This is a genomic window from Photobacterium ganghwense (assembly GCF_017329545.1).
Classification (GTDB): Bacteria; Pseudomonadota; Gammaproteobacteria; order Enterobacterales; family Vibrionaceae; genus Photobacterium; species Photobacterium ganghwense.
Genome location: NZ_CP071326.1, coordinates 667,256 through 677,843 on the forward strand (window position 1 = coordinate 667,256; position 10,588 = coordinate 677,843).

A 10,588-nucleotide genomic window follows, 5' to 3' on the forward strand; every position below is an offset into this window, starting at 1 on the left:
TGTTGCTTACCCCTTGCATAGCAAGTGATTTATACAAATGTAGTCCGAATTTGGAAGTGGTTTGCTCAGGGAGTGGCTTTGCGGTTGTATGCTATTTCAGGCAAGGAAAATGCGACAAAAAATGGTCAGGTTTCCTTTAGGAAACAAATTCTCAATAATGCCGCACAGGTCATATTTTTACCCTGCGACGGCTTTTGAGTTTCCGATTGGCTATGCCAGAATGAAATGACTGCAGTAACCAAGGAAGGATGGTATGAACGAGGAACAACGGGTGGATGTATACCCGTCCATGACAGTAGTCAAAGAGCAGGAATCAGATAAAACGGAACATATTGAGCCGTTACAGTTAGGCAAGCGATTAAAAGAAATTCGCATGACACTGGGTTTGACACTGGAAGAGGCCAGTAAGCGTACAGGTCTAGCTCGCTCAACGCTGTCAAAGATTGAAAATGAACAAATATCACCGACCTTCCAGGCGATGCAAAAGCTGGCAACTGGTTTAGACATTGATATTCCTCAGCTTTTTGCTCCTCCTAAGCAAATTACCGCAACAGGGCGTCGCGACATTACCCGTAACGAACAAGGAAAGCCGCATCCGACGACGACCTATGAACATGAACTCCTGGCTACACAGCTGACGAATAAAAAGATGATGCCTTTTAAGTCACGGGTACGGGCTCGGGCATTTGAGGATTATTCTGGTTGGATTCGTCATGACGGTGAAGAGTTCCTGCTGGTGCTGGGTGGTGAGATTACGTTTTTTTCGGAATTTTATGAACCGGTCAATCTGGCAGAAGGGGACTCGGTTTACTACGACGCCAATATGGGTCATATGCTGGTTTCGGTCAGTGAAGAGGACGCCCATATTTTATGGGTGACGGCGTCTTAATTTTTCCGATTGATTGACTGTTAGCACAGCTGTTAACCGCAGCCTGTTTTCAAGTCATGTATGTGAATGCGTACATTGTGTCGTTTGTATATTGTCCGCTGACCAGGAGCGGATCACGGGTGCAAATTGGGTTAATAAAATGGTTGGTTTGTTAATGTTTGCGTGAATGACGTGATTTGAGGCAAACCGGTCACGAACGTGTTTTTGTTACGACAGGGTAAAAATCCCTGCTGATGGAATTCACTCAAACTGTGATGAAGCACGGTTTGAAAGGTTGGAAACTTTGTTTACTATAAGAAACTATAGTTAACACAGTTGAAACATCTGATAAGGAAGATCGCCGCGATATCAGCGGTGTATGGAGTATAAAAGTATGTCTCAAGAGTTACAGGTAACACCTCTGCACGCACTACACATCGAAATGGGCGCGAAAATGGTTCCTTTCGCAGGTTACGATATGCCAGTGCAATACGCGCTGGGTGTGCGTAAAGAACATATCCACTGCCGTGAATCTGCCGGTCTTTTCGATGTTTCTCACATGGGCCAATTGCGTTTACACGGTGAAAATGCGGCCAAAGCTCTCGAAGCACTGGTACCTGTCGATATTATCGATCTGCCGACTGGTAAGCAGCGTTATGCCTTTTTCACGAACGAGCAGGGCGGGATTCTTGACGATCTGATGGTCACTAACTTTGGCGATCACCTGTTTGTTGTGGTTAACGCGGCCTGTAAAGAGCAGGACATCGCGCACCTGAAAGCGAACCTGCCGGAAGATGTGACCCTAGAGCTGATCGAAGATCGTGCGTTGCTGGCTTTACAAGGCCCGAAAGCTGCTGAAGTTCTTGCTCGTCTTAACCCTGCCGTTAAAGATATGATCTTTATGGATGCGATCACGCTTGATCTGATGGGTGTGGAGTGTTTGATCAGCCGTTCTGGTTACACCGGTGAAGACGGTTACGAAATCTCCGTGCCTGCTGATAAGTCTGAAGCGCTGGCTCGTGAACTGCTGGGCTATGAAGAAGTGGAATGGATTGGTCTGGGCGCGCGTGATTCTTTGCGTCTGGAATGTGGTCTGTGCCTGTACGGTCACGACATCGATACAACTACAACGCCGGTTGAAGCCAGCCTGCTGTGGGGTATCAGCAAACCACGCCGTGCAGACGGTGAGCGTGCCGGTGGTTTCCCTGGCGCGGATATTATTCTTGAGCAAATTGCGACGAAAGATGTTGCCCGTAAACGCGTTGGTCTTATTGGTCTGAGCAAAGCGCCTGTTCGTGAAGGCAGCAAACTGTTCGATGCCAATGATAACGAAATCGGTATTGTTACCAGTGGTACATTCGGCCCAACTAAAGGGGCACCTGTGGCAATGGGCTATGTTCAGTCTGATCTGGCTGCACTGGGTACCGAAGTGTTTGCCGAAGTTCGTGGTAAGAAGCTGGCGATGGTTGTAGAAAAAATGCCATTTGTGCCACAAAACTACCACCGTGGTTAATGCCTTTATTCTGGCTGACTGCCGAGTTGCTTGTGGAACGTGGGTCTGCAGCCACTGACTGCCAGTAACCTATGGGGATGGGCATGACCGTCAAGCGCTTCCTCAAACACGTATTTCTACGTCAAGATGAGCGTTCTGTTAGCCAGAGACCGCAAAAGAGCCTGCATTAAGCAGGCTCTTTTTTGTCTCAGATTCAGGTTGGCATAAGAGGGAGAAATCAGCTTTTCTTAACAGACAGGCTTCAATATCGTGATGTCTCAGGCGTCATGTGCAAAGCCGAACCCTGTTTTGAGAGGTGATGAGTATGAGCCTGCACCTGAATTTCCATTCTTTGGCCGCGTATGTGCCCTTCCGATGGCCGAACACTGGGCGATACTCTGCTTTATGCTCTGCGTTATGCCTTAGCGCTGGCGTGGTGACCGCTGAACCGCTGCTCATGACCTATGAAGAATATATGGATCGCTGTATGAGCACTTACGGCGAAGACAAAGTGACACGCAGTGTGTGCGATGCGCAGTTTCAAGCCATTGAGAAAAAAGAACAGGATCTCATGGCGCATGTTGAGGTTTCTCAGTCCGTAACGGGTATATCTACACAGATGTCCTCACCGTCACCCTCCCAAGCTTCTCAAAACAAGCGTATTTCATCGGACGGCAATACTTCATTGAGTGAAAAGAACCGCAGTCAGAATGATGAAATGTCTCAGCCGGACAATCGCTGACAATTTATTGCGTGAGGTGGGGCGTTGGCTCCATTACACTGTCTGCGGCCAGGTGTAGAGTTTCTTGCGTCGCGGGCAAAAATTGCTGCATGAGCCGTTTAAATACCTGGCAGGGTGGTTGAGAATCTTCGATTAATTTCACCTGCCGGTATTGCTGGCGCCAGCTGGACAGGTGCTGCTCGGCTTGTTTTCTGGCATCGGCGCGTTGCGGGGTATTGAAATAGGCAAACGACGCGGAATGAAACTCCGGCTGATGGGTTTCCAGTTGACGAAAACATTGCTTAATTGCCTGAATTTCTGAAATTAATTTCAATCGGGTGAAGCTTCCGCTTTGCTGTGATGCTGTTACTTCCAGTAACCGTTTCCAGGTCTGGGCAGCCAGTATGGCCATCGCTACATGTTCAGGTTGTTGATAATGCTCCAGGATATATTGTTCGAAATCATCTCTCAGTGAATTGTGGTTGGCATCCTGTCCATAGAGGTTTGCTTCATTACGCTCAATATAAACGGGGAGTTCAATGGTACTGACATTGAAGTGTGATAACACTTGCAGGGCATTAAATTGATTAATGGGTAAAGGTTGACTCATTAATGAGACGGAAAAAAATAAACAGCAGATTGCATTTAATCTTGTCAGCCATTTCATCGCCATTATTCCTGAATCGCACCTGTACCAAACTCTGAACATTTATAAGGGAAAGAACGTGAGCACAATTGGTGGTGAAAAATAATGCGATCTGTTCATCAATTAAATCTTTTTATTTCATAGGATTATTCAGGTTATGTGGACATGATCGAAGCCGCGGATTTATAACTGGCGGAGCCGAAATTGTTCAGGTTATATCTAGCCGAGAAATGTATGATGAAATTTCCCGGTCAGATCTATTCCATTTTATGCTGCTACCATTTCGTTGTTTATTGAGGTTAAAGCAAAACAGGTAGCGGTATTGACCGAAAGTAATTCAGGTGACAAGCGTGTGGACCGAGAGCGAAATGATATGCGAGAGTTAATATTTGAAATAGCGCTAGCACTAGTAGCGATCGCAGCTGCGGTAGGGTTATTTTCCGCCGTCATTGCATCTTCATAAAGCACCTAGCGGTGCTTTTTTGTTTATGATTTCGCGTTGCCTGGACGGCTGTTTGTTCGCGCTGTGATGAGAGTTATCTCTCCCGGCGACGTGACTGAGGCAGCAGAGGCCGGGGAGGAAGTGTTGACGGGCTTGTCAGTCAACGTCTGAGCGGTGGTGATCACAGAGCGGCAGGGTGACCACAACGTCAACGCCATTAAGCGACACATTATTTTGCAGTACAATTTGGCCATCATGAAAATTGGTGATCAGCCCTGCAATGAACAGCCCCAGTCCGAGATGGGGTTTGTCCTGTTTATCCTGTGTCCGGATCGACACCATTGAATTACACAACTGGGTTTCCATGCCTTTGGGCAGTAACGGGCCTTTGTTGCTGACAACCAGTCTGACCTGCGTGCCATGACGGGTCAAAGTTACCCTAATTGGCTGATCATTTTGGCTGAAATCAACCGCATTAGCGATAAGCTTATCCAGCAATTGCGCCAGATAATCTGGTGCGCCATCAATCATCAAAACGTCATCAGCTCGCACTGAAAATGCCTGTTCAGGATACGCCATTTGATAGCCTTGCATGCATCCCGACACCAGTTCATTGAACGGGAAGACTTCTTTTTCGGCACCTTGCAGGCTTTGTTCAATGCGGGTTGCCTCTGTCATGCTCGAAAGAATGGTACTCAGGCGCTGGACACCCTCCTGAGCACGGGCAATATAACGTTGACTGTCTTCATCCTGATTTTGCAACGACAGGTTTTCAATCGACGAGCGAACCACAGCCACCGGTGTTCTCAGTTCATGCGATAAACGCGATGATAAATTTTCCAGATAGTGATTGTATTGACCTAACCGGTTGACCATTGCCGCCAAACTACGGCTGAGGTCACCAATTTCATCGGTGTTTGCAGAAGGGGTAATAGGCTGGCAGATCCGCCCCTGGCTATCTATTGCTTGTTCTGCTTCGTCACGAAGGCGACGGATTCTGCCCGATATTTTCGAGGCAAATAACAGCAAGGTCACGGTACCTATCAGTATCACGGCCAGCATTGCGTTCAGCAGTTTTTCCAGTGCACGGTTTTTGAGGGTCTGAATGCCGACGGTAGATTCTTCTGCCACTACCGCGCCCATGACGTTGTCACTGAGCCAGATAGGGTAGGCCGCAGCAAGAATCATCGCTTTTCCGTCTTCGGAACGCCGCCATTGTGAATAGCCGCGTCCTTGCAGAGCCTGGTATATATGCACTCCCTGTAACTGGGCCGAATCTTTAATCTGATCGTCAAACGCCTGTGGCTCATTGAGCAGGTAACGGTAATAAATTGGGTGCAGCCATTTTTCTTCAAACGCTGACCACCAGGAGTTGTCGTTGTTGCCATATTTGACCGAGGTAGACCATACACCGTTGGATTCCTGAATATCGCCGGATTTGGCCAATACCCGCTGGTGGCGGTCAATAACCCAAAGTCGGGTGCTGGTATGCCCCATACCTTTCAGGATGTTTTCGATATCCGGTGAAGGTACGAGGACGGTCCCCAATCGGTTTAGGTGATTGGTATTGGATGTGCCGATAATGGTTTCCACTTCGCGGTTCTGGCTGTTGTTCACATCATAAAAGGCAAAGCCGAGTTTGTTGCCCAGCATGGCTAAAGGCAGGCGCAGTTCGATGTTGTAGCCATTATCGGTCTGACGCCAGTAACCACTGATTTCCTCTGTTGGAATCACCGCCTCGGCATTACTGATTTCGCCCTGAAGCGACCAGATTTCAGCTTTCCCTTCGGTGAGAGCCGTCACCGCAAAACGCTGTAGTTCGCCCGTCGGAGTTGTCATGGCGACGATCAGGTGATCATTGCGATCAATCCGAACAGAATCCGGGCGGCGCAAAACCGGGCGTCGATCTGATACCTCAAACGCGGCATAAAGATAATCCCCATGCCGGCCAATTCCATGGCGGAACCGGATGCTATTTGCGTTATAAATACCGCGGCTGAACTGCACATCATCCCGGCCATAAGACAGCAGTTTATCGGTGCCGTCTGTCCAGTCGTCCAGAACGCCATCGAGCGTAACAGGAGATGTCAACGCATACGCGTAGAGATCCCTGCCTTTTTGAACCGACTGCAAGGCGCTGGCTTGTTCGTTGAACAGGTTAGGCCGCTCATTCAGTGCGGTCGCCACAGCTCGGGTCGTACCAATCAGTGTCTGCTCCTGTCCCTGACGAAGCAGCTTTTCCATTTCCAGCACATAGTTGTAACCTAACCAGGGTAAAGCTAGCAGCAAACTGGCGATAAGAATCACTTTTGTACGCAGACCAAATGCCGGCTTAAACTGCCACGCTTTTAACGATGATATGAGTAACCGAAAGCGTTTCAACAGAGAGGTTTTTAGCCCTGAACCGTGTGGCGGCGTTGCTCTGATGAAGGGCATATTTAACCGAGACTTTTTCACATCAGGCTCCCCAACGGTAACCCATACCGTAGACGGTGTTAATACAGTCGAAATCGTTATCGAACAGCATAAATTTCTTGCGTATCCGTTTGATGTGAGAGGTGATTGTACTGTCGTCGACCACTACTCGAGCTTCGTCCATCAGATCATGACGGCTTTTGACATGGCCCGGGCGTTTTGCCAGCGCATAAACCATCCAGAACTCTGTGACTGTCAGTTCAATCAGCTGTTGCTGCCAGAAAACCTGCATCTTGTTTTTGTCGATGGTGAGGGGCCCTCGCTCTAGCAAGGTGTCCTGTACGGTCGGGGTGGCCATCAGCTCGCTGCGGCGAAACAGTGCTGCGATACGCGCCATCAGGTGTGGCAGGCTGATGTCTTTGGTCAGATAATCATCGGCCCCCATACGTAAACCGCAGACGGTATCAAAATCACTGTCTCTGGCGGTCAGGAAGATAATCGGAACGGTCGGCGACATAGCACGAAGTGACTGACACAAGGTGAAGCCGCCATCAATTTCATCCTGCAAGCCGATATCAATAATGGCTAAATCGGGCAGCTGTTGTTCAAATGCAGCCTGTGCATCAGGACGATTCTCGTAGCCTCTGACGTCATAACCGTGTTTTTTCAGCACGTCCATGTAGTTTTCGCGAATCGCGGTTTCATCTTCGACAATGACAATTTTTTTCATAGGTTGTATTCCTGCCAATCCAATACTGCGTCACAACACCAAGCGATTCATTGCAGAAAAACGATTGTGAACACTGTTAATGCAGTGACTATACAAGAAATCTCAAGTGATGAAAGGCCACTTTCGGGGATTCGGGCAATTGCCATTTTTTTGCCACAATTGACCATCACATTGCCTTTTTTTGTCCCTGCCAGTGCCAGAACTGCTTGGTTTAATAACCTCATCGAAACGGCGATTCCCAACGTTCAGCGAACATACGGCATACGACGATATAGCGCTGAAAACAACAAGCTTGCACCGGGAAACGTCGCTGCGAATAACCATCATCGAAAACAAGTACAAAAAATAAGCACAAAAAATAAGCAGAGGAAAACACCATGAAAAAGCAGCTAATTACCACTCTTATCGCCGCATCACTATTGGCATCTGTCAGCACGCCGTCTGCAATGGCGGATACTCAGTTGGGTGATGACAGCTACACCGTCGGTCAGCAGGAACAATTGGTCGGATTGGGTTCTGGCGCGGCACTGGGGGCGATTGTCGGTGGCCCGATTGGCGCGGTTGTGGGGGCAATGGTCGGTGGAATTGTCGGCACAGCCGTCGGGCAAGACCAGCATATTCAGGCTCAGGATGAGGAAATCACTGAAATTGCGGCCCGCAATACAGAATTGGAGCGAATCAGCCATAAATACAATCAGGCACAGCTTGAAATCGCCCGTCTGGAGCAGGAAAAATTTGAACTGATGAATATTCAACCAACGGATGTTGATTTGGCACTGGAGATGAATGTCCATTTCCGAACGGGGTCCGCGGAGATTGAACCTTTGTTTAAAGCCCAGCTGGATGAACTGGCGGAAGTCATGAAGCAGGCACCGGAAGTGAAATGGGTACTGGAAGGGTTTGCCGACCGCCGTGGTAGCAGCGAACGCAACTTTTCGCTGTCAGAGAGCCGGGTAGAAGCCGTACAACATTATTTGATCGAGCGTGGTGTCGACCATGAGCAATTTGATGTGGCCGCGTATGGTGATCAAAGTCCATTGAAAACAGAGCAGAACTTTGAAGACGATTTCTTCGACCGCCGCGTTACCCTGCGTAGCAGCAGTGCATCAGTACAAACCGCAGGACATCCATAAGGCAAGGATTGTTGTCGGGACCGAGATGTACAAAGCAGGAGTTCGAGAATGTCAAAATATATAAATCAACAACGCAGTGAGGGGGCTCCTTGCTGGGTGCTCGCCTTTTGCCTCACTCTGATGTTGACCGTACAGGTGAATGTCAAAGCGGATGAAACCTGGGGTGAAGCCCGACCGGAATCGTCAGGTGCTCCAAGTATCACATTAACGGATGGTCAGGTGCTCTATGCCTGGGAAAGTGACTGGGAGCAAAGCCGGGAAGCCGACTGGGAATCTGACCCTAACAATGTAGACCGCCACATTCCGCCAATGAAAGCGCAAACAGCCAATTATCGCTTTTAACGCAGGATGAATAGACAAACAGCTAATACGGGGATAACGGATGACAAGGGTATTCGCTAACGGGTTATCGGGACATGTGCAATTGACGCACCGTCTGGTCACAAACTGGATTTCAGAACAGAGGGACACCTTCAACAGGTTTTCTGATGACTTCTTTAAGAACGGGCCCTTTAAGAAGAGGCTCTTTGAGAAAAGACTCTCTGCGAGACGATATGTTGAAAAAGTGGATGCTGACTCATGGTGCTGGAAGGCTCAGACGTGGGATGAATCACGCTGGATTGAAGCACTGTTTAAACTCTCCGTGTTGCACTTGAGTCTGGTGTATTGTTGATTCGTAGAGTTATTCATCAGTTGAATTATCAACAAGTCGTGTATCGAATGTTTAGTCTGGCAATCACAGTGGCCTGACGAAGGTGGGTTAACGTGAGTCAATACAGGCGTCTTTCTAAGCTGGATTTTTGGGGGCCTGAGATCATGAAGACAGGAGGCGTGATGTTGCAGACAGAGAAAACTCGCCAGAAGGCGAGTTTTCGCAGCGGTATTGTGGCACTGGCAGGGGGAGAGTCCGGTGAAGGCGCTGGCTATGAAGTGCCGAGAACGTCCCGCAAACGATCCTGAACCACTTCGACCAGCAGGTCAGGCTGGAATTTCGAAATAAAACGGTCGCAACCGACTTTTTTCACCATTGCCTCGTTGAAGCTGCCGCTCAGGGATGTGTTAAGCGCAATGTGCAGGGTATGCATTCGGCTATCGCCGCGGATCTCATGGGTGAGTTTATAACCGTCCATTTCTGGCATCTCGGCGTCGGTGAACATCATCAGAATCTCATCTGTCACATTTTTGCCTTCATCACACCAGCGTTTCAGCAGCTCTAACGCTTTGCGGCCATTATGGGCCTCAATGACAGTCAGCCCCAGCTGGGTCAGGGTTTCACGCATCTGTGCACGAGCTGTTGACGAGTCATCGACAATCAGCACTTTGCGCCCGTCAAAATGATTCAGAATCGCAGTATCCAGTACACCAACGGAAATTCGCACGTTGTAGTTGACGATGTCTGCCAGTACTTTCTCGACGTCGATGATGCTGACCAGCCGATCCATGCCGTCACGCTGAACTTTGGTAATGGCGGTGAGATAGTTATTCTTGCCAACTTGCTCGGGTGGCGGCTGAATATCGCGCCATGTCAAATTAACGATGTTCATGACTTCCCCCACCATGAACGCCTGCACGGTACGGTTATATTCAGTAATAATGATATTTCGTTCACTGGCCTCGCTGCCGCCGGACATCCCGATAGCACGGCGTAAATCAATGACCGGAATAGAAGCACCACGAATGTTGGCGACCCCACTGATATTGGGGTGCGAGCCTGGCAGCATGTTCAGTTTGGGCAGTTTTACGACTTCTTTAACCTTGAATACATTGATGGCAAAAAGCTGACCGGTATGCAGCCGAAAAATCAACAGCTCAAGGCGGTTTTCCCCCACAAGCTGGGTACGTTGATCGACAGAATCGAGAAGTGTTGCCATACTGCCCGGTACTCCTAATTATTAAATTTATCAGTGGATTATATAAGCTGATTTTCAGAAATGTCACGCTGATTTAGCGCTAAAGGCAAAATAGTGCACTGCCTGATAGGCAACAACTTCCTTCATTTCCTAAATAAATATTCAGAATGTTCCAAATCAAGGAATTAAATTCTGCGGCTGATAATCTAGCCGAATACCTAAAAAAGAGGATTTTCCGTGTCCCTGCTGAATGTGTTCATGACAGGAGACTGGTTATCACTCCGTGCATCG

At 48.6% G+C, this 10,588-nt stretch carries 10 protein-coding genes; 6 read left to right on the forward strand and 4 right to left on the reverse strand.

Annotation, left to right across the window (positions count from 1 at the left end):
- Positions 1 to 253: 253 nt before the first annotated feature.
- From FH974_RS18960 to FH974_RS18970, 3 genes are all read left to right on the forward strand, one after another.
- Entirely contained in the window at positions 254 to 889 is a 636-nt protein-coding gene (locus FH974_RS18960) for a helix-turn-helix domain-containing protein (protein WP_047884490.1), read from the forward strand.
- A gap of 373 nt (positions 890 to 1,262) precedes the next feature.
- Positions 1,263 to 2,381, forward strand: coding sequence for a glycine cleavage system aminomethyltransferase GcvT (gcvT, locus tag FH974_RS18965; RefSeq protein ID WP_047884837.1), 1,119 nt, complete (start codon positions 1,263 to 1,265; stop codon positions 2,379 to 2,381).
- A gap of 304 nt (positions 2,382 to 2,685) precedes the next feature.
- Positions 2,686 to 3,102 (forward strand): hypothetical protein, encoded by a 417-nt coding sequence (locus FH974_RS18970; protein WP_207104073.1) that lies wholly within the window; start codon positions 2,686 to 2,688, stop codon positions 3,100 to 3,102.
- 4 nt (positions 3,103 to 3,106) lie between these two features.
- Here the strand turns inward: FH974_RS18970 and FH974_RS18975 are convergent, their stop codons facing one another.
- The 3 genes from FH974_RS18975 to pdsR form a co-directional block, all read right to left on the reverse strand.
- On the reverse strand, positions 3,107 to 3,748 hold the full coding sequence (locus tag FH974_RS18975; protein WP_047884488.1) for a hypothetical protein: 642 nt from the start codon (positions 3,746 to 3,748) through the stop codon (positions 3,107 to 3,109).
- 577 nt (positions 3,749 to 4,325) lie between these two features.
- On the reverse strand, positions 4,326 to 6,626 hold the full coding sequence (gene pdsS, locus FH974_RS18980; protein WP_242551961.1) for a proteobacterial dedicated sortase system histidine kinase: 2,301 nt from the start codon (positions 6,624 to 6,626) through the stop codon (positions 4,326 to 4,328).
- A 1-nt stretch (position 6,627) separates the two neighbouring features.
- Entirely contained in the window at positions 6,628 to 7,314 is a 687-nt protein-coding gene (gene pdsR / locus FH974_RS18985) for a proteobacterial dedicated sortase system response regulator (RefSeq protein WP_047884487.1), read from the reverse strand.
- A gap of 66 nt (positions 7,315 to 7,380) precedes the next feature.
- On the opposite strand from pdsR, the gene FH974_RS18990 reads away from it, so the two are divergent.
- Genes FH974_RS18990 through FH974_RS19000 form a run of 3 tightly spaced genes read left to right on the forward strand, consistent with a single transcriptional unit; the run spans position 7,381 to position 8,789 of the window.
- The gene (locus FH974_RS18990) at positions 7,381 to 7,695 is read left to right on the forward strand and encodes a hypothetical protein (RefSeq protein WP_157038313.1); all 315 of its coding nucleotides are present in this window, start codon (positions 7,381 to 7,383) and stop codon (positions 7,693 to 7,695) included.
- Positions 7,692 to 8,447, forward strand: coding sequence for a sortase-associated OmpA-like protein PdsO (gene pdsO, locus FH974_RS18995; RefSeq protein ID WP_047884486.1), 756 nt, complete (start codon positions 7,692 to 7,694; stop codon positions 8,445 to 8,447). The genes FH974_RS18990 and pdsO overlap by 4 nt, the downstream gene beginning before the upstream one ends.
- Before the next feature lie 48 nt (positions 8,448 to 8,495).
- Complete coding sequence (locus FH974_RS19000) at positions 8,496 to 8,789, forward strand: hypothetical protein (RefSeq protein WP_047884485.1); 294 nt, start codon at positions 8,496 to 8,498, stop codon at positions 8,787 to 8,789.
- A gap of 581 nt (positions 8,790 to 9,370) precedes the next feature.
- Here FH974_RS19000 and FH974_RS19005 read toward each other — a convergent pair.
- Positions 9,371 to 10,318 (reverse strand): chemotaxis protein CheV, encoded by a 948-nt coding sequence (locus FH974_RS19005; protein ID WP_047884483.1) that lies wholly within the window; start codon positions 10,316 to 10,318, stop codon positions 9,371 to 9,373.
- Positions 10,319 to 10,588: the final 270 nt, after the last annotated feature.

Excerpts from the sequence above, each read along its gene's own strand:
- FH974_RS18960 (WP_047884490.1), top strand. The coding sequence starts at position 254 with ATGAACGAGGAACAACGGGTGGATGTATACCCGTCCATGACAGTAGTC.
- gcvT (WP_047884837.1), top strand. The coding sequence starts at position 1,263 with ATGTCTCAAGAGTTACAGGTAACACCTCTGCACGCACTACACATCGAA.
- FH974_RS18970 (WP_207104073.1), top strand. The coding sequence starts at position 2,686 with ATGAGCCTGCACCTGAATTTCCATTCTTTGGCCGCGTATGTGCCCTTC.
- FH974_RS18975 (WP_047884488.1), bottom strand. The coding sequence starts at position 3,748 with ATGAAATGGCTGACAAGATTAAATGCAATCTGCTGTTTATTTTTTTCC.
- pdsR (WP_047884487.1), bottom strand. The coding sequence starts at position 7,314 with ATGAAAAAAATTGTCATTGTCGAAGATGAAACCGCGATTCGCGAAAAC.
- pdsO (WP_047884486.1), top strand. The coding sequence starts at position 7,692 with ATGAAAAAGCAGCTAATTACCACTCTTATCGCCGCATCACTATTGGCA.
- FH974_RS19000 (WP_047884485.1), top strand. The coding sequence starts at position 8,496 with ATGTCAAAATATATAAATCAACAACGCAGTGAGGGGGCTCCTTGCTGG.
- FH974_RS19005 (WP_047884483.1), bottom strand. The coding sequence starts at position 10,318 with ATGGCAACACTTCTCGATTCTGTCGATCAACGTACCCAGCTTGTGGGG.